Raw genomic sequence first — 25,399 nt, forward strand, 5'->3', positions numbered from 1 at the left:
CTTCCCCGCGCACCCGCGAAAGGCCGCCCGATCTGCCCCGCCCGCGATAGGCGCGAGGCCGGGAGGCATTGCTCCCCATCCTGACCGCGCTCGGCAATGCCGGCCTCACCACCATCCTCTCCGGTTTCGAGACTACTTCCACGGTAGGGGAGCGCGATCGCCGTCCGGACCGACGAGCCGCGCCGGCTGCGCCGCTTCGCGCTGTTCCGGTGTCGCGGGTGCTCAGAAAATATGCAAATTTTTGTTGCTCGACAAACACATCGCGCCGAAAATCGTTCAGCCATGCGTGATGACACCGATCATCGATGGTTCGCGGGTGGCGAAGCAGCTAGATATTCGCTGTTTGAATTATCTGACAATCGAGGGCAGCTGCAGCGCAGGGCCCAGCGGAATTTTCAATGATCCGGGCGGACGGGGTTGGGCCCACGCGTGGGGCGCTCTTGAAGGCTTTTCTCGCCGGCACAGCTCTTGCGACGGTTGCCTTGGTGCCGTCCCTGGCGCGAGCGCAGGTCTGGCAGGACGGTGGCATCGACAACGGCAATTACAACGCGCCGTCCAATTGGTCGACTGGTACGGTCCCCGACACCGCGGGTGAAACCGCGACCTTTTCCTCGACTGGCACGACGGCCGTCACAGTCACCCTTGGCCCCATCGCGCCCCAGTCCTGGATTTTCGACGCTGCCTCACAAGGCTACACAATCAGCGGTCAGGCGGTGAATTTTGTCGCCGGCATCACCAACAATGCCGTCGGTGTCGGTACTTTCATCTCGATCAGCAACAACATGACGGGCGCGACGATCTCGCAGGCAGGGTCGAGCCGGTTGACGCTGTCCGGCACCAACTCGTTCACCACCACCAGCGTTACCGCCGGAACCTTCGTCAACACCGGCAGCCTGACGACGTCGCTGACCGTCAGTGCGATCGCGAGCAATCAAGGTACCCTGATCGGCGACATCACCACCACCACCGGTTTCTCCAATCTTCCAGCCGGCATCATCTCCGCGACGACGATTGCCAACAACGGTGGCACGTTCTTCAACAATGGCTCGATCACGACGACCGGAGGCACGACCAATGCCGCCGGCGCCACCTTCAACACGACGGGCACGGTCAACGGCGGACTGACGAATGCGGGCACGGCCAACGCGAGGGGCGTGTTCAATGACGGCATCACCAACCAGGGCAGCGGCGCCTTCGCGCTGAGCGGCGACCTGACCACCAATGGTGCGGTGACCAACAACGGGACATCGAGCCTGGCCGTGCAGTTCGGCAGCTTCACCGGCATCACGACGCTGACGAACAATTCGACCTCGGCCACGGCGGTCCAGGTGGCGGCAGGCCGGACGCTGAGCGCGACCAGCATCGTCAACAACGCCGGTTCCTTCACCAACGCAGGTACGGTGACGACGACCGCCGGGACGACGAACGCAGCCGCCGGTACCTTCACGACGACTGGAACGGTCAATGGCGGACTGACGAATTCCGGCACGACGAACGCAGCCGGCACGATCAACGGCAACGTCGACCATCAAGGCGGTACCTTCACGGTGACCGGTGCGCTCACCGTCAACGGGACCCTGACCACCGGTGCAATATCCGACCTTTTTGTCTCAGGCGGCGATCTCACCGTAACGACGCTGATCAACCAGGCCAGCGCGATGATTCACGCCACCTGGATCGACGCCGGCCGGACGGTCAATGCGACGACCGTGACCAACGACGGCAATCTTGGAGTCACGGGAACGCTGAATGCGACAAACACGATCAGCAACGCCATCGGCGCCAATATCGTCGTCGACCCCACCGGGACGATCAATGGATCGATCAACGCCGCCGGCGGATACACGCAGCTCTATGGGACGATCAACGGCAACGTGACACTGTCCGGCGGTCTCGCTTCGATGAACACCTATGGCGGCACCGTCACGGGGCGGGTGGACATGACGGCTGCCGGTGCGAATGTCTACTCGACCTCGGGCGGCGCGACCTACGGCTCACTCGCCGGCGTGGCGGGCACCCAGCTCAATACGGGCGCATTTGCCTTCACCGTCGGGGGCGACAATTCGACGTCTGTGTTCGCCGGATCCATCATTGGCACCGGCAGCTTCGTGAAGACCGGGTCCGGCGCCCTGATCCTGTCCGGCGATAGCAGCAGTTACACCGGCACCACCACGGTTGACGGCGGCACGCTCGTCGTGTCGGGATCGATGGCGTCGTCGGCTCTCACCACCGTCAATTCCGATGGATACCTGACCGGAAACGGTGCAGTCGGAGCCGCCCTGATCGCGGGAGGCTATTTCTCGCCGGGTGCGCCGGGTAGCCCGGGAACCTCGATGGCAGTGACAAGCCTCGTGATGCAACCTGGGGCGTACTTCAATGTCTTCGTCAATCCCACAACCTCCACCTTTGCCAATGTTGCCGGCAATGCATGGCTTGGCGGCGCCACCGTTAGTGCAAATTTTGCGGCCGGCTCTTACGTCGCCAAGCAGTACACGATCCTGAATGCGACCAGCATCACCGGCGCGTTCAGTCCTACGGTGACCAATATTGGCCTGCCGTCAGGTTTTCACACCAGCGTGAGCTATGACACCACACATGCTTATCTGGACCTCGCGCTGAACTTCGTGCCCCCGTCCGGCAACCTCAACGGCAATCAGCAGAACGTCGGCAACGCGATCATCAACTATTTCAACGCCAACGGCACCATCCCGATGGTGTTCGGTAGCCTGACGCCCGCCGGCTTGACCCAGCTCTCCGGCGAGGTCGGCAGCGCGCCGCAGCAGGCGACCTTCAACGCGATGAACCAGTTCATGGGCGTGATGACCGATCCATTCATCGCGGGCCGCGGCGATCCCATCAGTGCGGGCGGCACGCCGAATGCTTATGCGGATGAGACCGCCTTGGCGTACGCGCGCAAGCGCAAGCCGGACGACGCATTGGCTGCGATCTACACCAAGGCACCGGTTGCACCGTCGTTCGAGCAGCGCTGGAGCGTCTGGGCGGCAGGCTTCGGCGGCGCGCAGCAGACCGACGGCAACGCCATCGTCGGATCGAACACCACCACAAGCAACCTCTATGGCACCGCCGTCGGTGCGGATTATCGCATCTCGCCGGATACGCTGGTTGGCTTCGCGCTCGCCGGCGGCGGCACCAACTTTACCGTGGCGAACGCGCTCGGCGGCGGCCGGTCCGACCTGTTCCAGGCCGGCGCCTTCCTCCGGCACATCGTCGGCCCTGCCTACATCACCGGTGCGCTGGCCTATGGATGGCAGGACATCACCACAGATCGCACCGTGACGGTTGCCGGCGTCGATCGCCTGCGCGCTGAGTTCAACGCCAACGCCTATTCCGGCCGCCTCGAGGGCGGCTACCGCTTCGTCACGCAGGGCGTCGGCCTTACGCCTTACGCCGCAGCGCAGTTCACGACGTTCGACCTGCCGGCTTACGCCGAACAGGCCATCGTCGGCGGCAACCTGTTCGCGCTGGCCTATGGTGCCAAGAGCGTCACTAACACCCGCACCGAGCTCGGCCTGCGCACGGACAAATCCTTCGCCCAGGCCGACGGGATCGTCACCTTGCGCGGGCGGCTCGCCTGGGCGCACGACTTCAATCCGGACCGCGCCATCGGAGCCACGTTCCAAGCTCTGCCCGGCGCGAGCTTTGTCGTGAACGGCGCGGCGATGGCCGCCGATTCCGCGCTGGTGACGGGATCGGTCGAGAAGAAGTGGCTGAGCGGCTGGTCGGCTGCCGGTACGTTCGAGGGCGAGTTCTCGAACGTCACGCGCTCCTACGCAGGCAAGGGCGTGGTGCGGTACGCGTGGTGAAACGGATCCTGTCGGGACAGGACCTGGACAGACGCACTGAGAGAGGCGTTATTTCGCCCCGCCGGTCGCGATGGGCTCCATCCCGCTCGCGATGATGGCGTCGTGCGCGGCGGGGGAGGCGAGGAAGTTTATCAAGGCGCGGCCAGCCTCCGGCTCCTTCGCGCCCGTCGCAATCCCAGCCGAGAAGATCGTGATCCTCTGCAATTCGTCCGGCAGGGGACCTACGATGTCGATGCCCTTGACGGGCTTCAACTCGCTGATCTGCTGAAAGCCGAGCTCGGCCTCGCCGTGCGCGACGATCTCGCCGACCGGCGTCGCCGGAATCTTGCGCGCCTTGTCCTTCATGGACTCAGTAATGCCGAGCTTGTCGAACATCTCGGTCGAGACGTAGAAGCCACTGGCGCTATCGGAATAGGCGATCGTCTTCGCCGCCAGCAGCGCGCGCTTGACCGCATCGGCCGAGCTGATGTCCGGCTTCGGCGCGCCCGATTTCACCGCGATTCCGATCGGCGACTTCGTGAGATCGACCTGGCTGCCGGCGACGACCTTGCCTTTGCTCGCGAGGTCGCTGAGGGCATAGCCCACCATGATCAGGACGTCGGCCGGCTCGCCGCGCTCGAGCCGGACCGGAATCGCGTTCGCGGTCATTCCCATCGACGGCCCATATTCGGTGAGCACCTTGTGGCCACTGGTCTTTTCGAATTCCGGCACGAGCGCCTTGTAGGCCGCCGTCAGCCCGCCCGAAATCATCACCCGCACCTCAGCGGCATCTGATGTGCCGGTCAGCAAGAGGAGGCCGAAGAGGCCTAGCGCCAAATTACGGAATGTTGCCGAGATTGATGTCATCGTCTTCGCCTCTAACTAGCCCCGTCCGCGATAGGGCGCGACGCCTTGCTCGGGCACCCAAAGGCCCTTCGGCACGCGGCCGGTCTGCCAGAACACGTCGATCGGGATGCCGCCGCGCGGATACCAATAGCCGCCGATGCGCAGGAATTTCGGCTTGATCTCCGACGCGATACGCTTGCCGATCATCACGGTGCAGTCCTCGTGGAACGCGCCGTGATTGCGGAAGCTCGCGATGTAGAGCTTGAGCGATTTCGATTCCAGCAGCCAAGCGCCTGGCGCGTAGTCGATCATCAGATGCGCGAAATCCGGCTGGCCCGTGACCGGGCAGAGCGAGGTGAATTCCGGCACCGTGAAGCGGATCAGATAATCCGTGCCTTTCTGCGGATTGGGCACGCGGTCGAGTTGGGCCTCTTCCGGCGTGTGCGGCCATTCGACCGCGCGGCCGAGCTGGAGGGACTTTTTCGCCATCGTCGTCAACATCCTGTTTCGGATGCCGGGATGGACGCAAACGGGCTCGTCGTCAACCGGCGGCGATTGTCTGGATCATGACGATGCGATCGTTGCCGGACTCGCAGCCCCAAAGCTCGCCCGGCCGGCCGTCGAGCTGGCGGACATTGGCGTTGGCCTTGTCGCTGGCGAAGACGTTGAACTTCTCGGTGGCGGGATCGAAGCGCACAATGGCATTGGCGGAGAAATCGGTCAGCCAGACCTTGTCCTTGTCGTCGACGTACACGGCATAGGCGCGGGGACGTTCGCCCGGCAGCTTCCAGGTCCTCCACGAGCCGTCGGCGGGATCATGCACCGAGACGTGGCCGCTGTTCCACTCGCTGACCCAGATCCGGCCCCTCGAATCCGACCAGACGCGCCGCGACCCCTGGTTCGGGGTCGGCGGTTCGACCACGGTCGCATTGCCGCCCGCGCGGTCGATCTTCGCGATATGGCTGCCGCCGAGGGAGGCGTACCAGACATCACCGTTGGGCGTGACCGTGATGCCGTAGGGGCCGACCCCCTTCGGCGCCTTGAACACATTCATCTCGCCGGTCTTCGGAGACAGCCGCCCGTAATAGCCGGATTGGCCGGTGAACCAGTAGGTGCCATCCTTGTCGAACACGCCGGTGTTGAGATTGGCGGAGGCGAACCTTTCCGGCAGGCGGAACAACGTCACCTTGAGATCGGCAGGGTCGACCCGCGCAATCGCGTTCTGTCCGCCCTCGGTGATCCAGGGCGCGCCGTCGGGCCCGATGGTCACGCCGTGTGGGGCCGCGCCTTGGCCGAGGCTGACCGTCTTGAAGCGGCCATCGCGTGGATCGAGGCTGCCGAGCAGGCCCTTGCCCTGCGCCGTGAACCAGATCGTGCCGTCAGGGGCGGGCGTGAGATCGTGCAGGCCGATACCCGGGCTGATGGGGTAGTATCTCGTCCGGAACGCGCCTTCCTGCGCAAAACCTGGGCGGGCGGCGAGCAGCGCGGCGCTTGAGGCAAGAAATTGGCGGCGATTCATGGCGTTACCCCGACTGTTTGAGATTGAGGTTGGGCACGCGGACCAGATGCGGTCGAGCATATTCTGAGGCGCCTTGCGCGTCAGGCGGAGCGGTGCGTCCAAGCGTTCACATTTGCTTGCGGCCCGTGTAAGACCCGCGGCACCGATCAGCCCTAACGAACGGAAGTGGACATCATGACCGCCATCATCGACATCATCGGCCGCGAAATTCTCGATAGCCGGGGCAATCCCACCGTCGAGGTCGATGTCGTGCTGGAGGACGGGGCGCTTGGCCGCGCCGCGGTTCCGTCCGGCGCCTCCACCGGCGCCCATGAGGCCGTGGAACTGCGCGACGGCGACAAGACCCGCTATCTCGGCAAGGGCGTGACCAAAGCGGTCGGCGCCGTCAACGGCGAGATCTTCGAGGCCCTGAGCGGCCTCGACGTCGAGCAACAGGCCCAGATCGACCAGATCATGATCGACCTCGATGGCACGCCGAACAAGAGCCGGCTGGGCGCCAACGCCATTCTCGGCGTCTCGCTGGCCTGCGCCAAGGCGGCCGCGAACTCGCTCGACATGCCGCTCTATCGCTACGTCGGCGGCACCTCCGCGCGCCTGCTGCCGGTGCCGATGATGAACATCATCAATGGCGGCGTGCACGCCGACAACCCGATCGACTTCCAGGAATTCATGATCCTGCCGGTCGGCGCATCATCGTTCGCCGAAGGTCTCCGCTACGGCGCGGAAGTCTTCCATACGCTGAAGTCCGAATTGAAGAAGGCCGGCCACAACACCAATGTCGGCGACGAGGGCGGATTCGCCCCGAACCTGCCGTCGGCGGACGCCGCGCTCGACTTCGTCATGAACGCGATCGGCAAGGCCGGCTTCAAGGCGGGCACTGACATCATGCTCGGCCTCGACTGCGCCTCGACCGAGTTCTTCAAGGACGGCAAATACGTCTATGAGGGCGAGGGCAAGACCCGCTCGATCTCCGAGCAGGCGAAGTATCTTGCAGACCTCGTCGCGCGCTACCCGATCGTGACCATCGAGGACGGCATGTCGGAAGACGACATGGACGGCTGGAAGGAGCTCACCGACCTGATCGGCAAGAAGTGCCAGCTGGTCGGCGACGACCTCTTCGTCACCAACGTCAAGCGCCTCGCCGAAGGCATCAAGACCGGCCGCGCCAACTCGATCCTGATCAAGGTCAACCAGATCGGCACGCTGACCGAGACGCTCGCCGCGGTCGAGATGGCGCACAAGGCCGGCTACACCTCGGTGATGTCGCACCGTTCCGGCGAGACCGAGGATTCCACCATCGCCGACCTCGCGGTCGCCACCAATTGCGGTCAGATCAAGACCGGCTCCCTTGCAAGGTCCGACCGCACCGCCAAATACAACCAGCTCCTGCGCATCGAGCAGCAGCTCGGCAAGCAGGCGCTCTATGGCGGCAAGGCGGCACTGAAGGCGCTGGCGTAAGCCGGCGTCTCGATCCGCGCAAACGGAAGGACAGGGGAGGATCGACATGAGTGACGGCAAGACCGGACTGGAATTGCGTTCGCTGCTGAAGAAGAGCGGCGAGCTGGAATTGTCTCTCGTGACGGTCCCGACCGCGGAGCCGGCCGACGATGAGGTCGTGGTTCGCGTCGAGGCCACCCCGATCAATCCATCCGACCTCGGGCTCCTGATCGGTCCCGCCGACATGTCGGCCGCCAAGGCCTCCGGCACCAAGGAGATGCCGGTCATCACCGCCACGATGCCGGAGGCGGCGATGCGGATGATGGCGGCGAGATTCGATCAGTCGCTGCCGGTCGGCAACGAGGGCGCCGGCACGGTGATAAGGACCGGATCGTCGGATGCGGCCAAGGCCCTGATGGGCAAGACGGTGTCGATGATCGGCGGCGGGATGTACACGCAGTACCGCGTGCTCAAGGTCCGCGACGTCATGGAGCTGCCGCCGGGCACCACGGCGGCGGACGGCGCCTCCTGGTTCGTCAATCCGCTGACCGCACTCGGCATGACCGAGACGATGCGGCGGGAGAACCACAAGGCGCTCGTGCACACGGCCGCAGCCTCCAATCTCGGTCAGATGCTCAACAAGATCTGCATCAAGGACGGCATCGGCCTCGTCAACATCGTCAGGAACAAGGAGCAGGCCGACATCCTGCACAAGATCGGCGCGAAATACGTCGTGGATTCCAGCGCGCCCAGCTTCATGGACGATCTCACCAACGCGCTGGTCGAGACCGGCGCCACCATCGCCTTCGACGCCATCGGCGGCGGCAAGCTGGCGAGCCAGATCCTGACCGCGATGGAGATCGCGGCCAACAAGACCACGAAGGAATACAGCCGCTACGGCTCCAACGTGTACAAGCAGGTCTATATTTATGGCAGCCTCGACACCCGGCCCACGGAGCTGAACCGCTCGTTCGGGCTCAGCTGGGGCGTCGGCGGCTGGCTGCTCACGCCATTCCTTCAGAACATCGGCCCGGCCGAGATCGGCCGCCTGCGCCAGCGCGTGGCATCCGAGCTCAAGACCACCTTCGCCAGCCACTACACCAAGGTGGTGTCGCTCGCCGAGGCGCTCGATCCCGCCAACATCGCGGTCTACGCTAAGCGCGCAACCGGCGAAAAATTCCTGATCAACCCGAACAAGTGATCGGCTTGGACGGTTATCGTGACACATCGGGCCGCCGCTTGGCGGCCTGATTCCTTTTTGTATCGGCCCGGATGGAGGGCACGCGGACCCATTTCCAGAAACGCAGCGTTTCCAAATCGGACCAGTTCATGCACTTGCATCTATTGGCCCGGATGGCTTAAGTGCCGTCCCGGCATTCCCGCTCAAGCCTTCAATGGACACCCAATGGCCTACAACATCGTCACGATCGCTGGCAGCCTGCGCAAGGACAGCTTCTCGCTCAAGATCGCCAATGCGCTCGCCAAGCTCGCGCCTGCCTCGCTCAAGCTCGAGGTGATCACGCCGGCGGGCATCTCGTTCTTCAACCAGGACCTAGAGGGCGCGCCGCCCGCGGACTGGCTCGCCTTCCGCGAGAAGCTCAAGACGTCGAATGGCGTCCTGTTCGTCACGCCCGAATACAACCGCTCGATCCCGGGCGTTCTGAAGAATGCCATCGATGTCGCTTCGCGCCCCTATGGCAAGAGCTCGTTCCTCGGCAAACCGGTCGGCATCGTCTCCAATTCGCCGGGGCTGCTCGGCGGCGTCAGCGCGGCCAAGCATCTGCAGAACATTCTGCCGGGCATTTCTGGTCCGGTCCTCCAGCAGCCGGAAATCTACCTCAGTGGCGTCGGCGATGCCTTCGATGCGGAGGGCAACCTGACCAAGGACTCCCTCAAGACGGTGCTGCAGCAATATATCGACGCCTTCGCCGCGCATGTGGCGAAGAATCAGGGTTGAGCTTCCGGCCAAGCCGACGCTCCGTCATGCCCGGGCTTGTCTCGGGCATCCACGTTCTTCGTTATCGCCGGCAAAGCACGTGGATGGCCGGGACAAGCCCGGCCATGACGCGTCGTGGGGATAGTGCCTCGTTCTGGCAATTAGCACTCCCTTAACCAACCTGTCCCATCTTCCGAAGATGGTCTCCCGCGCGCGCCTGAAATCGATCCTGACCGGTCTTGCCCTCTATGCGATGGCGGCGGCGATCGTCGGCTATTTCGGCGTCAACGCCTATACCGGCAAATACGGCCTCAACGCCCGCCAAGAGCTCGACCAGGAGATCATCGCGCTGACCAGTGAGCTGGCTCAGCTCAAGCGCGAGCGCGCCAGGAGCGAACAACGGGTGTCGCTGTTGCGGTCCGAGAAGATCGACCCGGACATGCTGGACGAGCGGGCGCGCTTCCAGCTCGACTATGTCCATCCGCGCGATCTCGTTCGGATGATCCCGGCGAATTAGCGCATCCGCAGCTTCCGAAAGCCGCTGCTGGGATCCGGCAACCTGCCTCCTCCTGCGAAGGTCGTAACTCCGGAACCGGGCGGTCGCCTTGACGGCGGCGCCGCGGCGGGCTCATGCCATTTGCAGGCGCTGGCTGAAGTTGACGTAGATCAACCGGGGAGCAGCGGCGCGTCCTACAATCGATATCCGGAGGAAACTGTGGTGAATGGGACAATGCCCCGGCATCACGCGGCCCGCGTCGAGGCCGCCATCGCGTCAGGCCAGGCGGCCCGGTCCGCGCTCGTGGCCTCGTGGCGCCGTTCCTCCCGATTGCATCATCTCGATCCCGGCGGCCACGCCGCGCCGATGCGGCTGACCGAAGCCGAGCTGCAGCAGGCGCGCGAGCGCATCGCGCCGCTTCTGGCGGCCGCCCAGGGCGCCATGGACCGGCTTTACCAGGCGGTCGGCGCAGCGGGCTGCTGCGTGCTGCTCGCCGATCGCGAGGGCGTGCCGGTCGATCGCCGCGGCACGGTGGCGGACGATGCGACGTTTCAGTCCTGGGGCCTTTGGACCGGTGCACTCTGGAGCGAGGAGCACGAGGGCACCAACGGTATCGGCACCTGCCTCGTCGAGCAGCGTCCGCTGACCATCGATCGCGACCAGCACTTCTTTGCGCGCAACACGCTTCTGAGCTGCACCGCCGTTCCGATCTACGATCACGAGGCGGCGCTCGCGGGCGTGCTCGACGTCTCCTCCTGCCGCGCCGACCGCACCGATGCCTTCGCCAGCCTGATCGCGCTCGCGGCAGGCGAGGCGGCCAGGCGGATCGAGGCCGACCTGTTTCGCAAGGTCTTCGCCCATGCCCGCATCGTGCTGACACAAGCGGCGGATGGAAGCTGCGGCGGCCTCGTTGCGGTCGATGCGGACGATCTGGTGATCGGCGCAACGCGCTCCGCGCGGGCAGCGCTCGGCATCGTGCCCGGCGGTGCGTTGCGGCCGGTGCCCGCGGCCGATCTTCTCGGCGGCGATGCCGCGCGCGATCATCTTGTCGGTGGCCAGCGTGCGGTGCTGCAGCGCGCGCTGCTGCGCGCTGGCGGCAATGTCTCCGCAGCCGCCAAGGCCCTCGGCGTCAGCCGCGCCACGCTGCACCGGAAGCTCAAGCGGTTCGAGCTGAACCACTGAGCGGCGCCGCGCCACGACTGTCGCAGAACTGCGACAGGTCCGCTCCGCGATCGCGTCCACCCGGGCTGACAGAAAACGCCTCCCGCATCATCGTCTGCGCAAGTCGCGAACAGGCGACGACAAGCGCAAACAGCAACATCGGGAGTGATCAATGAACAAGGTGGAATTCCTCAGCGTCACCAAAGTGCCCTTTGCCGAACGCTACGACAACTTCATCGGCGGCAAGTTCGTCGCGCCGATCTCCGGGAAATATTTCGACAATGCCTCGCCCCTGACTGGCCAGGTCGTCTGCAAGATCGCGCGGTCCGACGCGCAGGACATCGAGGCAGCGCTCGACGCGGCGCATGCCGCCAAGTCCGCCTGGGGCCGCACCAGCGTCGCCGAGCGCGCCGCGGTCCTGAACCGGATCGCCGACCGCATGGAAGAGAACCTCGAGCGCCTCGCGATTGCCGAGACCTGGGACAATGGCAAGCCGATCCGCGAGACGCGTGCCGCCGACCTGCCGCTCGCGATCGACCATTTCCGGTATTTCGCCGGTGTGGTGCGTGCGCAGGAAGGCTCGATCGGCGAGATCGACCACGACACCATCGCCTACCATTTCCATGAGCCGCTCGGCGTGGTCGGCCAGATCATACCCTGGAACTTCCCGCTTCTGATGGCCTGCTGGAAGCTCGCGCCGGCGCTGGCCGCCGGCAATTGCGTGGTGCTCAAGCCCGCCGAGCAGACCCCGGCCTCGATCATGGTCTTCGCCGAGATCATCGCCGACCTGCTGCCGCCTGGCGTGCTCAACATCGTCAACGGCTTCGGCCTCGAGGCCGGCAAGCCGCTGGCGTCGAGCCCGCGCATTGCCAAGATCGCCTTCACCGGCGAGACCACGACGGGCCGGCTGATCATGCAATATGCCAGCCAGAACCTCATCCCGGTCACGCTGGAGCTCGGCGGCAAGTCGCCGAACATCTTCTTCAAGGACGTCACCGCCGAGGACGATGATTTCTTCGACAAGGCGATCGAGGGCTTCGTCATGTTCGCGCTGAACCAGGGCGAGGTCTGCACCTGTCCGAGCCGGGCGCTGGTCCACGCCGACATCTACGACCGCTTCATGGAGCGGGCGCTCAAGCGCGTCGCGGCAATCAAGCAGGGCGATCCGCGCGATGCCACCACCATGATCGGCGCACAGGCTTCCAGCGAGCAACTCAGCAAGATCCTCTCCTATATCGACATCGGCAAGCAGGAGGGTGCCAAGGTGCTGGCCGGCGGCGGACGCGCCGATCTCGGCGGCGATCTCACCGGCGGCTTCTACGTGCAGCCGACCGTGTTCGAGGGTCACAACAAGATGCGAATCTTCCAGGAGGAGATTTTCGGCCCCGTCGTCTCGGTCACGACCTTCAAGACCGACGAAGAGGCGCTCGCGATCGCCAACGACACGCTCTACGGCCTGGGTGCCGGCGTTTGGAGCCGCGACGCCAATCGCTGCTACCGCTTCGGCCGGGAGATCCAGGCCGGCCGGGTCTGGACCAACTGCTACCACGCCTATCCCGCCCATGCGGCGTTCGGCGGCTACAAGCAGTCGGGCGTCGGGCGCGAGACCCACAAGATGATGCTTGATCATTACCAGCAGACCAAGAACCTCCTGGTCAGCTACAGCCCGAAGAAGCTCGGCTTCTTCTGATCGGGAAGCCGCACTCACGAGGTCGTCATGTCCGGGCTTGTCCCGGGCATCCACGTTCTTCGTGCGCGGGGGCGAGGCGTGGATGGCCGGGACAAGCCCGGCCATGACGTCGTGGAAGCTGTAGCGCTCAATTTATGAGATTTGGCGGCAGGATGACTGCGCAGCACTTCTTGATCCGGTCACGAATCTGCGCGCACGATGACGCGCATAGATTTGTTGCCCGATCAGCGCCAAAGATTTTGCAATATTTCGATCACGTTGCAGTGCGGCATAATGAAAGTCGTGCCATGCCGCCGCGGTGCTTTCCAAGGGCGTTTGACTTGGGTTAGAGAGGGCGAAAGTTTTCTCTGACCCGGAATTCCCATGGCCGCACCCAAGAAAGCCGCCGCAAGCGCTGCACAGGACAAGACCGACGGCGGTTCGCCCCCGGAATTCACGAAGGAGCAGGAACTCAAGGCGCTCCGCGACATGCTCCTGATCCGGCGCTTCGAGGAAAAGGCAGGCCAGCTCTACGGCATGGGCGCCATCGGCGGCTTCTGCCACCTCTATATCGGCCAGGAGGCCGTGGTGGTCGGCATGCAGATGGCCCTCAAAGAGGGCGATCAGGTCATCACCGGCTATCGCGACCACGGTCACATGCTTGCGACCGGCATGGATGCCAACGGTGTGATGGCCGAGCTGACGGGTCGTCGCGGCGGTTATTCCAAGGGCAAGGGCGGCTCCATGCACATGTTCAGCAAGGAGAAGCACTTCTACGGCGGCCACGGCATCGTCGGCGCCCAGGTCTCGCTCGGCACCGGCCTTGCCTTTGCCAACCACTATCGCGGCAACGACAATGTCAGCGTCACCTATTTCGGCGACGGCGCGGCCAATCAGGGCCAGGTCTATGAGAGCTTCAACATGGCGGAGCTCTGGAAGCTGCCGGTGATCTACGTCATCGAGAACAACCGCTACGCCATGGGCACCTCGGTCTCGCGCGCCTCGGCGCAGCAGGATTTTTCCAAGCGCGGGGCGTCATTCAACATCCCGGGCCAGCAGGTCGACGGCATGGACGTCCGCGCCGTGAAGGCGGCGGGCGAGGAGGCGGCGGCCTGGTGCCGTGGCGGCAAGGGTCCCTTCATCCTGGAGATGCAGACCTACCGCTATCGCGGCCACTCGATGTCCGATCCCGCAAAATATCGCACACGCGAGGAGGTCGAGAAGGTTCGCCACGACCAGGATCCGATCGAGCAGGTTCGCAATCGCCTGCTCGCCGCCAAGGTCAGCGAGGCCGATCTCAAGGCGATCGACGCCGAAGTGCGCGACATCGTCAACGCCTCCGCCGATTTCGCCCAGCATGATCCCGAGCCGGATGCCGCCGAGCTCTGGACCGACGTGTACCGCTGAACGCGCGCAAGCTTTCTTTGGAGAAGATATGCCAATTCAAGTGCTGATGCCCGCGTTGTCGCCCACGATGGAGAAGGGCAACCTCGCCAAATGGCTGAAGAAAGAGGGCGAGACGATCAAGTCCGGCGACGTCATCGCCGAGATCGAGACCGACAAGGCGACCATGGAGGTCGAGGCGACCGACGAGGGCACGCTCGGCAAGATCCTGATCCCCGAGGGCACCGCCGACGTCGCGGTGAACACCCCGATCGCGACCATCCTCGCCGACGGCGAGAGCGCGGCTGATCTCGCCAAGGCACCCGCAGCGGCGGCGAAGGCTGCGGAGTCCGCGCCGCCGGCCGCAGCAAAGGCCGAGGCGCCCGCGCCGAAAGCCGCGCCTGCTCCGCAGGCCGTCGCCGAGCCCGATCCGGAAGTCCCCGCCGGCACCGAAATGGTGACGCAGACCATCCGCGAAGCGCTGCGCGATGCCATGGCCGAAGAGATGCGCCGCGACGCGGACGTGTTCGTGATGGGCGAAGAGGTGGCCGAATATCAGGGCGCCTACAAGGTGACCCAGGGCCTGCTCCAGGAGTTCGGCGCCAAGCGCGTGATCGACACGCCGATCACCGAGCACGGCTTTGCCGGCGTCGGCGTCGGTGCCGCGATGACCGGCCTCAAGCCCATCGTCGAGTTCATGACCTTCAACTTCGCCATGCAGGCGATCGACCAGATCATCAATTCCGCGGCCAAGACGCTCTACATGTCGGGCGGCCAGATGGGCTGCTCGATCGTGTTCCGCGGACCGAACGGTGCGGCCGCGCGCGTCGCCGCGCAGCACAGCCAGGACTATTCGGCGTGGTATTCGCACGTCCCCGGCCTCAAGGTGGTTGCGCCATATTCGGCCGCGGACGCCAAGGGCCTGCTCAAGGCTGCGATCCGCGATCCCAACCCGGTGATCTTCCTCGAGAACGAGGTGCTGTACGGTCACACCGGCGAAGTGCCCAAGCTCGACGATTTCATCATCCCGATCGGCAAGGCACGCATCGTCCGCGCCGGCAGCCACGTCACCATCATCTCCTGGTCGAACGGCATGACCTATGCGCTGAAGGCCGCCGACGAGCTTGCCAAGGACGGCATCGAGGCCGAGGTGATCGACCTGCGCACGCTGCGCCCGATGGATACCGAGACCATCATCAACTCGGTCAAGAAAACGGGCCGGGCCGTCACCGTGGAAGAGGGCTGGGCCCAGAGCGGCGTCGGCGCCGAGATCGCCGCGCGCATCATGGAGAACGCCTTCGACTATCTTGATGCGCCGGTGACGCGCGTGTCTGGCAAGGACGTGCCGATGCCCTATGCCGCGAACCTGGAGAAGCTCGCGCTGCCCTCGGCGGCGGACGTCATCGAAGCCGCCAAAGCCGTCTGCTACAGGTAGACCATGGCAGGCCCCAAGGAGCAGCCACTGCCGCCAGACGTCATGACCCGCGACGACGCGGTCGAGATCCTGCGCGTGTTCGTGCTGGACGGCGGGCTGTCGATGGCGTTCCAGCGCGCCTTCGAGGAGCCGGACATGTGGGGTCTCCTGCTCGTCGATCTCGCCCGTCATGCCGCGCGCGCCTATGCGCGCGAGAGCGAATATACCGAGGAGGACGCGCTGAACCGGATCCTCGACATGTTCCAGGCCGAGATCGAGCGTCCCACCGACACCGGCACCACCACGCCGCGCGGCAAGGGGCACTGACCATGGCGATCGAAGCCCATCATTACGATTTCATGCTGGAGGCGATCCGCGAGGCGGAAGCCTCGATCGCGCAGGGCGGCCTGCCGATCGGCGCGGTGCTGACGCGCGACAACAAGATCATCGCCCGCGGCCACAACAACCGCGTGCAGGAGAACAATCCGATTCTGCATGGCGAGATGAGCTGCCTGCGCGAGGCCGGCGCGATCTCGTTCCATGACACCGTCATGTACACCACGCTGTCGCCTTGCTCGATGTGCGCCGGCGCGCTCGCGCTGTTCAAGGTCAAGCTGGTGGTGATCGGAGAGTCCATCACCTTCCCCGGCTCGAAGGACATCCTCGACAAGTTCGGCATCCCCTGGATCGACCTTGCCGACGACCGCTCCATAACCATGATGAAGAATTGGCGCTCCATCCCCGCCAATGAGCGCCTGTGGCAGGGCGACATCGGCAACTAAACCTGGTCTGTTCGTCTTCGCTGTCGAAAGACGACGTTTTGCAAAGTTCTTCTTGAGGTCAGCATGCCCATCAACATCCTGATGCCCGCTCTCTCGCCGACGATGGAGAAGGGCAACCTCGCCAAGTGGCTGAAGAAGGAGGGCGACAAGGTCAAGTCCGGCGACGTCATCGCCGAGATCGAGACCGACAAGGCGACCATGGAGGTCGAGGCGATCGACGAGGGCACGATCGCCAAGATCCTGGTGCCCGAGGGCACGCAGGACGTTCCGGTGAACGACGTGATCGCGGTGCTCGCCGGCGAGGGCGAGGATGTGAAGGCTGCAGGGAGCGCCAAGCCCAGCGCTTCGGCCGCGCCGCCGAAAGCTGCTGAAGCACCTGCTGCTGCGCCGGCGCCGGCGCCTGCTGCGCCCAAGGCCGCGGCGTCGCCGGCAGCTGCGCCCGCGCCGCAGCCCGCAGCTCCGGCCGCGCAGGCCAATGGCCACGGCGGTCGTGTGTTCTCATCGCCGCTGGCGCGGCGTCTCGCCAAGGAAGCCGGCATTGACGTCGGCATGGTCAACGGCACCGGCCCGCACGGCCGCGTGGTCGCGCGCGACGTCGAGCAGGCCAAGTCCGGCAAGGGTCTGAAAGCGCCCGCTGCTGCGCCGTCAGGCGCGCCCGCGATCGCGCCGACCATGTCGGACAAGCAGATCCTGTCGCTGTTCGAGCCTGGTTCCTACGACATCGTCCCGCATGACGGCATGCGCCGTACCATCGCGCAGCGCCTGACCGCGTCGATCCAGAACGTCCCGCACTTCTACCTCACCATCGACTGCGACATCGGCAAGCTGCTCACGGCCCGCGAGGAGATCAATGCCGCCGCGCCGAAGGACAAGGAGAAGAAGCCGCTCTACAAGATCTCGGTCAACGACTTCGTCATCAAGGCGATGGCGGTCGCGCTGCAGAAGATCCCGAACTGCAACGTCAGCTGGACCGAAAGCGGCATGGTCAAGCACCACCATTCCGACGTCGGCGTCGCCGTCGCGATGCCCGGCGGCCTGATCACGCCGATCATCCGGAAAGCGGAGACCAAGACGCTCTCGACCATCTCCAACGAGATGAAGGATTTTGCCGCGCGGGCCCGCTCGCGCAAGCTGAAGCCTGAGGAATATCAGGGCGGCACCACCGCCGTCTCCAACCTCGGCATGTACGGCATCAGCCACTTCACCGCGGTGATCAATCCACCGCATGCGACCATCCTTGCGGTCGGCACCAGCGAGGAACGTCCCGTGGTACGCGGCGGCAAGATCGAGATCGCGCACATGATGAGCGTGACCCTGTCCTGCGATCACCGCGCCATCGACGGCGCCCTCGGCGCCGAGCTGATCGGCGCGTTCAAGCAGCTGATCGAAAACCCCGTCATGATGATGGTCTGACGCGGCGGCAGAGGGGGCAACCTTGCATGTCCGGACCCGCTGGCCATGGATATCGCTATTGCTCGGAGCCATCGTCGCGCTCAACCCGGTCGAGCTCGATTTTCTTCACTCTGCGTTCTTTGCCGGCGAGCAGCTGGCACGAAACATCGCCCAGCCGATCGTGCTCACTGCGCTTGCCATCATAGTACTGGTGGTGCTGCTCGAATGGCTGGTGAGGTCTTTTCTGGTCAAGCGCCGCGCCCGCGGCGCTTCTTGAGTTGAACGGGAGCCGCTATGGCCGACACATCCTTCGACGTCATCATCATCGGCTCCGGCCCCGGCGGCTATGTCACCGCCATCCGCGCCGCGCAGCTCGGCTTCAAGACGGCGATCGTCGAAAAGTCATATCTCGGCGGCATCTGCCTGAACTGGGGTTGCATTCCGACCAAGGCGCTGCTGCGTTCAGCCGAGATCTACCACTACATGCAGCACGCCAAGGACTACGGGCTCTCCGCCGAGAAGGTCTCGTTTGATCCGAAGGCGGTGGTGCAGCGTTCGCGCGGCGTCTCCAAGCGCCTCAACGACGGCGTCGGCTTCCTGATGAAGAAGAACAAGGTCAGCGTGATCTGGGGCGCCGCCTCGATCGACGCGCCCGGCAAGGTCACGGTGAAGAAGTCCGACGTCGAGGGCCCGAAGGGCGCGCTAGGCGAGGGGACCTATCAGGCCAAGCACATCATCGTCGCCACCGGCGCGCGGCCGCGCGTGCTGCCGGGCCTCGAGCCGGACAAGAAGCTGGTCTGGACCTATTTCGAGGCGATGGTGCCGGAGCGGATGCCGAAGTCGCTGCTGGTGGTCGGCTCCGGCGCGATCGGCATCGAGTTCGCCTCGTTCTTCCACACCATGGGAAGCGACGTCACCGTGGTCGAGGTGCTGCCGCAGATCCTGCCCGTCGAGGACGCCGAGATCGCGGGCCTCGCCCGCAAGCGGCTGGAGAAGCAAGGCATCAGGATCATGTCCTCGACCAAGGTCACGAAGTTGGAGAAGAAGGCCGACAGCGTCCTCGCCACCATCGACGACGGCAAGGGCAAGCCCGTCACATCAGAGTTCGAGCGCGTGATCTCGGCGGTCGGCGTCGTCGGCAACATCGAGAATCTCGGCCTGGAAAAAGTCGGCGTGAAGACCGACCGCGGCATCATCGTGGTCGACGGTCTCGGCAAGACGAACGTCCCCGGCATCTACGCCATCGGCGACGTCGCCGGTCCGCCGATGCTGGCGCACAAGGCCGAGCATGAGGGCGTGATCTGCGTCGAGGCGATCAAGGGGCTCAATCCGCATCCCATGGACAAGAACATGATCCCGGGCTGCACCTATTGCCACCCCCAGGTCGCCTCGGTTGGCCTCACCGAAGCCAAAGCGAAAGAGAGCGGCCGCGAGATCCGCGTCGGCCGCTTTCCCTTCGTGGGCAACGGCAAGGCGATCGCGCTCGGCGAGGATCAGGGCCTGGTCAAGGTCATCTTTGACAAGAAGACCGGCCAACTGCTCGGGGCTCACATGGTCGGCGCGGAGGTCACCGAGCTGATCCAGGGCTACGTCGTCGCCATGAATTTGGAGACCACGGAAGAAGAGCTGATGCACACGGTCTTCCCGCATCCGACGCTGTCGGAGATGATGAAGGAAGCCGTGCTGGATGCGTATGGACGGGTGTTGAACATTTGAGAGGCGAGCGCGTCGCCCGCCGCCGTCATTGCGAGCGAAGCGAAGCAATCCAGACTGCTGCTGCGGAAAGATTCTGGATTGCTTCGCTTCGCTCGCAATGACGAGCAGAGAGAGCTGTTTGCAGAACAAGAAGGAAATCATCCCATGCACGACAACGACAATCTCACTATCGAACGCCCGACCTTCGTCACCCATCTCGAATGCGCGATGGAGGGCGATCATTACGCGGCCGACGAGGTCCACAACCTCTCCAAGGCCGGCAAGCCGCTCCTGGTGCGCTACGACCTCGCGGGCGTGAAGAAGGCGCTGACCAAGGATGCGCTCGCCCAGCGCCCCGGCGACATGTGGCGCTACCGCGAGCTCTTGCCCGTGCGCAAATGCAAGGACATCGTTTCGCTCGGCGAAGTCACGACGCCCCTGATCCGGCTGCCGAAGCTCGGTGCAAAACTCGGCGGCGGCGAGATCATCGTCAAGGACGAGGGACGGCTGCCGACCGGCTCATTCAAGGCGCGCGGCCTCGTGATGGCGGTGTCGATGGGCAAGGCGCTCGGCATCAAGCATATGGCGATGCCGACCAACGGCAATGCCGGCGCGGCGCTGGCGGCCTACGCCACGTCCTGCGGCATCAAGACCACGATCTTCTGCCCGGCCGATACGCCCGAGGTGAATGTCAGCGAGATCGAGCTGCAGGGCGCGACCGTCTACCGCGTCAACGGCTATATCGACGATTGCGGCAAGATCGTCGGCGAGGGTAAGGCGAAAGTCGGCTGGTTCGACACCTCGACCTTGAAGGAACCGTACCGCATCGAGGGCAAGAAGACGATGGGACTCGAGCTCGCCGAGCAGCTCGGCTGGGACGTGCCCGACGTGATCTTCTATCCGACCGGCGGCGGCACCGGCCTGATCGGTATGTGGAAGGCGTTCGACGAGCTCGAGAAGATCGGCTTCATCGGCTCAAAGCGCCCGCGCATGGTCGCGGTGCAGGCCTCCGGCTGCGCGCCGATGGTACGCGCCTATGAGGCCGGGACCGAGCATGCGACGCGCTGGGAGGACGCCCACACCATCGCCTCGGGCATCCGCGTGCCGCAAGCGATCGGCGATTTCCTGATTCTGCGCGCGGTGCGCGAGAGCAAGGGCTTTGCCATTGCGGTCGATGACGACAAGATCTCGGCGGCGCTGAGCGAGGTCGCGCGCGAGGAGGGGCTCTTGCTCTGCCCCGAGGGTGCCGCGACCTACGCCGCCTACAAGGAAAGTCTCGCCGACGGCCGGGTCAGCAAGACCGATCGTGTCATGCTGTTCAACTGCGCGACTGGCCTGAAATACCCGCTGCCGCCGGTCACCCGCACGCTCGATCGCCACAAGCCGATTGACTATTCGAAGTTCTAACTTGCTTCTCCCTCTCCCCGTTCTTACGGGGAGAGGGTCGGGGTGAGGGGCTGCTTCCGCAAACACAGTGAAAGTTGAGTTCGCGGAGACTCCCCCTCACCCGAATTGCTTCGCAATTCGACCTCTCCCCGCAAGCGGGGCGAGGTGAAGAAAAAAACACCTGGGGAGAAGACAATGAAGAAGGCCGTCTGGGCTGCGCTGATTGCTGTTCTCGCTGTTGCAGGCGCCGCGCGCGCCGACGATTTTCCCTCGCGTCCCATTACCATCATCGTGCCGTTCGCGGCGGGCGGGCCTTCGGACGCGATGGCGCGGGTGCTCGCCGAGCGCATGCGGGTGCCGCTCGGCCAGCCGGTCGTCGTCGAGAACGTGACCGGAGCCGGCGGCTCGATCGGTGTCGGCCGTGCCGTGCAATCGCCGCCCGACGGCTACACCATCTCGTTTGGCCATCTCGGCACCCATGTCGCCAACGGCGCCGTCTACAAGCTCAAATTCGACCTCGTTGCCGATCTCGAGCCGGTAGTGCTGCTGCCGAGCAACCCGATGATCGTGGTCAGCAAGAATGCGGTGCCCGCGACCTCGCTGAAGGAGTTGATCGACTGGCTGAAGTCGCGGCCATCGCCGCCGACCGCGGGCACGGCCGGCGCGGGCTCCGGCAGCCACATCGCCGGCGTCTATTTCGAGAGCGTCTCCGGCATCAAGCTGCAATACGTGCCGTATCGCGGCACTGCACCGGCATTGAACGATCTCATCGCCGGCCAGATCGACATCATCGTCGACCAGACCTCCAATTCCATCGGCCAGGTCCGCGCCGGCACCATCCGCGCCTACGCCGTCACCGACCACAAGCGCCTCGCCTCCGCGCCCGAGATCCCGACCGCGGACGAGGCGGGCCTGAAAGGCTTCAACATGACGCTGTGGTCGGGCATGTGGGTGCCGAAGGGCACACCGAGGGAGATCGTCGCAAAGCTCAACGCCGCGGCCGTGGAGGCGCTGAACGATCCGGCAGTGAGGAAGCAGCTCGAAAGCCAGGGTCTCGAGATGACACCCAAGGATCAGCTCACGCCCGAAGCGCTCGGCACGCGCCAAAGGGCCGAGATCGCCAAATGGTGGCCGATCATCAAGGCGGCGAACATCAAGGTAGATTGAACCGGGCGGCGCACTCCTCGCGGCGTCACCGCCGCGTTTGCTGGCGGCGGGCGCTCACGACGTGGTTTGGTGACCTGGTGCCAGCGCACGGTCCAGGCATTGCATCAGATCCGAGGCGGCGAACGGCTTACCGAGAAAACAGATTGCGCCCGCATCGAGCGCCCGCACACGCACGCCCTCATCCGGGAAAGCTGTGATGAATATGAACGGCGTAGCCGAACCCTGCGCCCGCATCTTCGTCAACAGATCGATTCCGCTCATCAGCGGCATCTGCACGTCGGCGATCACGCACGAGGTATCGCTCGAATCGGTCGAGCTCAGGAACTCTTCCGCCGAGGCGAATGTGTGGACGGTGTATCCGCGCGATTCCAGGAGATTGTTGATCGCGGCCCGAACGTAGGGGTCGTCGTCAAGCACCGAGATGACCGAAGCCACTGACAAGACGTCCGCTCCTCGCCGGGAATTACGCTTGCCGTCGCCACGGCTAGAACATAAAGGCGCAAGGTGGACCTGCCGGTCACGATTGGAAACTCATACTTAGGTTTGTGCATCGGGCTTGTTCGGGCCAATCCCGAGCGCCTCGCTCATTCTCACCAGATCGGCCAGCGACTTCGCGCCCATCTTCCGCATGATCTGGCCGCGGTAGATCTTGACGGTGATTTCGGCCAATCCGAGCTGGGCGGCGACCTGCTTGTTCATCAGGCCGGACGTCACCAGTGACAATACGTCTCGCTCCCGCGAGGACAGTGACTCGAAGCGTGATCTGACCGTCGAGACCGTCCTGTTGAGGTCGCGGCGCTTGCGGTCTCGCTCGATGGCGGCCTGGACTGCGTCGAGAATGTCCTGATCGCGGACCGGCTTGGTCAAGAAGTCGATCGCCCCGCTCTTCATGGCCCGAACCGTCATGGGAATATCGCCATGACCGGTAATAAAGATGATAGGCGTGTGGATATTTGCCTTGGCAAGGTCGGCCTGCAGCTCGAGGCCGCTCGTTCCGGGCAGTCGGATGTCGAGTACCAGGCAGCTCGGGACGTCTGGCGGCTTGGCCTGCAGGAGCTGCGGCGCCGAGCCGAATGCTTCGACCTTGAGACCGACCGACTCGAACAGATTGGTGAGCGCACGGCGCATGGACGCGTCGTCGTCGACGATGAGGACAAGGGGCTGATCGCCGTCCTTCTGCGGCGGCGAAGAGTCCGCGCGCTCGGTCACGATGCTTCCTCTCGGTGGAGGGGCAAGGCGATCTGAAAAGTCGCGCCGCGCTCCTGATTTGGTATGGCGGAAAGTCGCCCTCCATGGGCCTCGATGATCGATCGACAGATCGACAGGCCCATGCCCATGCCGGAGGACTTCGTGGTGAAGAACGGCGTGAACAGGCGGTCTATCGCCTGTTCGCTGATGCCGGTTCCGCAGTCGGAAACGCTCACCTGCATCGCGCCATCGCCGCTCGCCTGTGAGCGGATCGCCAGTTCGCGCGGGCGATCGTGGACGTCTGCCATGGCCTCGATCCCGTTCATGATCAGGTTGATCAGGACCTGCTGCAATTGGATGCGATCGCCAAAGATCTTCGGCAGCGCCGAGGACAGCTCCATGCGGACGGACACGCCGTGGCTGGCCATCTCGCGCTGAACCAGCGCGACGGCCTCCCGCACGACCGCATTGGCGTCGAGCGGTACCATCTCGATGTCAGAACGCTTGGCGAGCGCCCGAACGTGACGGATCACGTCGCCGGCACGCCTGCCGTCCTCGATGATCCACTCGACGGAGCGGCGGGCCGCTTTGAGGTCCGGTGGACTGCGCTGCAGCCAGGCGAGGCAGGCGTCGGCGTTTGCGATCACTGCAGCGAGCGGCTGATTGATTTCGTGGGCTATCGAAGCGGTCAGCTCACCCAGTGTCGTGACACGTGTCACATGGGCGAGCTCGGCCTGGGCCTTCCGTAGCGCGTCTTCGGCTTGATTGGCCCGGATGGCCGCGGTTACGTCCGTGCAAACGCCACGGTAGCCCAGGAAAGCGCCGTCCGCGTCAAAGAACGGCTTGCCGCTGGTCCGCACATAGATCGGCTGCCCGTTGCGGTCCTTGCTGCGATACACCAAGTCGCGGAACGGGACGTGGGCGTCGAGGGCCGCGCGATGTTGTCGCCATTTCTCGGGCTCAAGAGCGGCGTCGGGCGCAATGTCCCACCGCGTGAGCCCGATCAGGCCCGCGGGAACAGTGTTGGTATCCGAGTGTTCCGATACCTGGGTGACCCGGTGGTCCGGCCCGGTTTCCCAGAACCAGTCAGAGGCAGTTTCGGCATAATCGCGAAAGCGCTGCTCGCTGTCGCGGAGCCTGCGTTCTGCCTCTTTGGCCGCCGTGATGTCGCTGACTGATCCGACGAATTCGACGTAGCCGCTCGTATCTCGCGTCGCCCGTGCCACCGCCCGAACGTATTTGATGGAACCGTCGGGCATCACCAGCCGGTATTCGTGATCGTAGTCTTTCCCCTCGCGCGCCGCTTGGCCCGTCGTCTGCTGCACGGCGAGCCGGTCCTCCGGATGGATCCGCTGGAGCATGAACGGGATATTGGGCTTCGTCCCTTCTTCGCATTGGAAGATGCGATAAGTCTCCTTGGACCAGGTGATCTCGCGGGTTTTGGCCTTCCAGCCAAAACTGCCGGTGTGGCTCAATTCCTGCGCCTGGGCGAGGTAAGCCTCGCTCTGTCGCAGCGCGTTCTCGGCCTCCTTGCGTTCGGTGATGTTCTCGCAGGCGACCAGCACGATCGGCCCGCCATTGGCTCGCAGCATGGCCTTGGCGTTCTCGCGCACCCATAACATCGAGCCGTCCTTGCGAACCTTCCGGATCTCCCAGGTGTGTGACTGATCAAGGGTCTTGAGGCACAACGCGACACAGGCGCGGACAGTGGCGCGATCTTCGGCGAGGAAGACATCCAGCACGGATCGGCCGATCAACTCCCCCGGCGTGTAGCCCAGCTGCTCGGCGCCGAAGGTGTTGACGTTGATCACGGTACCGGCCGGATCGACCATGAAGTACATGACCGGCGTGTGCTCGAAGACCTGCTGCCACTGCTTGACCGCCTCAAGCAAGTCGGCGGCGTTGGCATCGGTGCGCTGCTTGGCGGGAACAGTTTGCCTCAGGCAGCCGACGATGAATTGCGCGGCTGACTTCCCGAACGTCGCTGCCCGGCCAGGCTTCATCGCTGACGCTCCCGGCACTCTCTGCGTGAACAGGAGTAGAGCACGTTGCGGCGATAGGAGCAATTCCAGCCAAAGTCGGGTCGGTCGTCATGACGTTCGCCTTTGGACTGTCCGCCCACCGC

Annotated in this window: 22 protein-coding genes; 16 read left to right on the forward strand and 6 right to left on the reverse strand. The window is 64.5% G+C overall.

What is annotated here, in order from left to right; translation table 11 throughout:
• The first annotated feature begins 440 nt into the window (after nt 1-440).
• A complete protein-coding gene (locus ABIA45_RS07680; RefSeq protein WP_404651587.1) occupies nt 441-3,824 on the forward strand; it encodes an autotransporter domain-containing protein in 3,384 nt (1,127 codons plus the stop codon).
• A gap of 48 nt (nt 3,825-3,872) precedes the next feature.
• Here the strand turns inward: ABIA45_RS07680 and ABIA45_RS07685 are convergent, their stop codons facing one another.
• Genes ABIA45_RS07685 through ABIA45_RS07695 form a run of 3 tightly spaced genes read right to left on the reverse strand, consistent with a single transcriptional unit; the run spans nt 3,873 to nt 6,168 of the window.
• On the reverse strand, nt 3,873-4,670 hold the full coding sequence (locus ABIA45_RS07685; RefSeq protein WP_404651589.1) for an extracellular solute-binding protein: 798 nt from the start codon (nt 4,668-4,670) through the stop codon (nt 3,873-3,875).
• Between the two features lie 15 nt (nt 4,671-4,685).
• Nucleotides 4,686-5,150 carry a preQ(1) synthase gene (gene queF / locus ABIA45_RS07690; protein ID WP_271537764.1) on the reverse strand — a complete coding sequence of 155 codons (465 nt, stop codon included), beginning with the start codon at nt 5,148-5,150 and terminating at the stop codon, nt 4,686-4,688.
• Between the two features lie 40 nt (nt 5,151-5,190).
• Nucleotides 5,191-6,168, reverse strand: coding sequence for a lyase (locus ABIA45_RS07695; RefSeq protein WP_271537766.1), 978 nt, complete (start codon nt 6,166-6,168; stop codon nt 5,191-5,193).
• Between the two features lie 174 nt (nt 6,169-6,342).
• On the opposite strand from ABIA45_RS07695, the gene eno reads away from it, so the two are divergent.
• From eno to ABIA45_RS07770, 15 genes are all read left to right on the forward strand, one after another.
• Nucleotides 6,343-7,626: a phosphopyruvate hydratase gene (gene eno / locus ABIA45_RS07700; RefSeq protein WP_157283638.1), complete on the forward strand. Its 1,284-nt coding sequence runs from the start codon at nt 6,343-6,345 to the stop codon at nt 7,624-7,626.
• A gap of 46 nt (nt 7,627-7,672) precedes the next feature.
• Nucleotides 7,673-8,806, forward strand: a complete 1,134-nt coding sequence (locus ABIA45_RS07705) for a zinc-binding dehydrogenase (RefSeq protein WP_271537768.1) — start codon at nt 7,673-7,675, stop codon at nt 8,804-8,806.
• A gap of 204 nt (nt 8,807-9,010) precedes the next feature.
• The gene (locus tag ABIA45_RS07710; protein WP_271537770.1) at nt 9,011-9,562 is read left to right on the forward strand and encodes an NADPH-dependent FMN reductase; all 552 of its coding nucleotides are present in this window, start codon (nt 9,011-9,013) and stop codon (nt 9,560-9,562) included.
• Nucleotides 9,563-9,740: 178 nt separating this feature from the next.
• Nucleotides 9,741-10,058, forward strand: coding sequence for a septum formation initiator family protein (locus ABIA45_RS07715; RefSeq protein WP_025036496.1), 318 nt, complete (start codon nt 9,741-9,743; stop codon nt 10,056-10,058).
• A 201-nt stretch (nt 10,059-10,259) separates the two neighbouring features.
• Entirely contained in the window at nt 10,260-11,219 is a 960-nt protein-coding gene (locus ABIA45_RS07720; protein WP_404540936.1) for a GAF domain-containing protein, read from the forward strand.
• 151 nt (nt 11,220-11,370) lie between these two features.
• Nucleotides 11,371-12,888 carry an aldehyde dehydrogenase gene (adh, locus tag ABIA45_RS07725; protein WP_275499695.1) on the forward strand — a complete coding sequence of 506 codons (1,518 nt, stop codon included), beginning with the start codon at nt 11,371-11,373 and terminating at the stop codon, nt 12,886-12,888.
• Nucleotides 12,889-13,251: 363 nt separating this feature from the next.
• Nucleotides 13,252-14,274 carry a pyruvate dehydrogenase (acetyl-transferring) E1 component subunit alpha gene (gene pdhA / locus ABIA45_RS07730; protein WP_404651594.1) on the forward strand — a complete coding sequence of 341 codons (1,023 nt, stop codon included), beginning with the start codon at nt 13,252-13,254 and terminating at the stop codon, nt 14,272-14,274.
• Between the two features lie 28 nt (nt 14,275-14,302).
• Complete coding sequence (locus ABIA45_RS07735) at nt 14,303-15,685, forward strand: pyruvate dehydrogenase complex E1 component subunit beta (RefSeq protein ID WP_271537779.1); 1,383 nt, start codon at nt 14,303-14,305, stop codon at nt 15,683-15,685.
• A 3-nt stretch (nt 15,686-15,688) separates the two neighbouring features.
• Entirely contained in the window at nt 15,689-15,991 is a 303-nt protein-coding gene (locus ABIA45_RS07740) for a DUF5076 domain-containing protein (RefSeq protein ID WP_008547332.1), read from the forward strand.
• A 2-nt stretch (nt 15,992-15,993) separates the two neighbouring features.
• A complete protein-coding gene (locus tag ABIA45_RS07745; protein ID WP_157283646.1) occupies nt 15,994-16,446 on the forward strand; it encodes a nucleoside deaminase in 453 nt (150 codons plus the stop codon).
• Between the two features lie 63 nt (nt 16,447-16,509).
• Nucleotides 16,510-17,859, forward strand: a complete 1,350-nt coding sequence (locus ABIA45_RS07750) for a pyruvate dehydrogenase complex dihydrolipoamide acetyltransferase (RefSeq protein ID WP_271537784.1) — start codon at nt 16,510-16,512, stop codon at nt 17,857-17,859.
• 49 nt (nt 17,860-17,908) lie between these two features.
• Nucleotides 17,909-18,115, forward strand: coding sequence for a hypothetical protein (locus ABIA45_RS07755; RefSeq protein WP_271537987.1), 207 nt, complete (start codon nt 17,909-17,911; stop codon nt 18,113-18,115).
• A gap of 17 nt (nt 18,116-18,132) precedes the next feature.
• Nucleotides 18,133-19,554: a dihydrolipoyl dehydrogenase gene (gene lpdA / locus ABIA45_RS07760; RefSeq protein ID WP_271537787.1), complete on the forward strand. Its 1,422-nt coding sequence runs from the start codon at nt 18,133-18,135 to the stop codon at nt 19,552-19,554.
• A gap of 144 nt (nt 19,555-19,698) precedes the next feature.
• Entirely contained in the window at nt 19,699-20,940 is a 1,242-nt protein-coding gene (locus ABIA45_RS07765; RefSeq protein ID WP_271537789.1) for a threonine synthase, read from the forward strand.
• 174 nt (nt 20,941-21,114) lie between these two features.
• Nucleotides 21,115-22,086, forward strand: a complete 972-nt coding sequence (locus ABIA45_RS07770) for a tripartite tricarboxylate transporter substrate binding protein BugD (protein ID WP_271537791.1) — start codon at nt 21,115-21,117, stop codon at nt 22,084-22,086.
• Nucleotides 22,087-22,140: 54 nt separating this feature from the next.
• On the opposite strand, the gene ABIA45_RS07775 is transcribed toward ABIA45_RS07770, so the two are convergent.
• The 3 genes from ABIA45_RS07775 to ABIA45_RS07785 all read right to left on the reverse strand — a co-directional run bounded on the left by ABIA45_RS07775 (nt 22,141) and on the right by ABIA45_RS07785 (nt 25,277).
• A complete protein-coding gene (locus tag ABIA45_RS07775; protein ID WP_404651597.1) occupies nt 22,141-22,527 on the reverse strand; it encodes a response regulator transcription factor in 387 nt (128 codons plus the stop codon).
• Between the two features lie 96 nt (nt 22,528-22,623).
• Complete coding sequence (locus ABIA45_RS07780; RefSeq protein WP_271537795.1) at nt 22,624-23,295, reverse strand: response regulator transcription factor; 672 nt, start codon at nt 23,293-23,295, stop codon at nt 22,624-22,626.
• The gene (locus ABIA45_RS07785; protein ID WP_404651599.1) at nt 23,292-25,277 is read right to left on the reverse strand and encodes a PAS domain S-box protein; all 1,986 of its coding nucleotides are present in this window, start codon (nt 25,275-25,277) and stop codon (nt 23,292-23,294) included. Before ABIA45_RS07785 ends, ABIA45_RS07780 begins: the two co-directional genes overlap by 4 nt.
• Between the last annotated feature and the right edge of the window lie 122 nt (nt 25,278-25,399).

Source organism: Bradyrhizobium sp. USDA 336, from assembly GCF_044908355.1.
Classification (GTDB): domain Bacteria; phylum Pseudomonadota; class Alphaproteobacteria; order Rhizobiales; family Xanthobacteraceae; genus Bradyrhizobium; species Bradyrhizobium yuanmingense.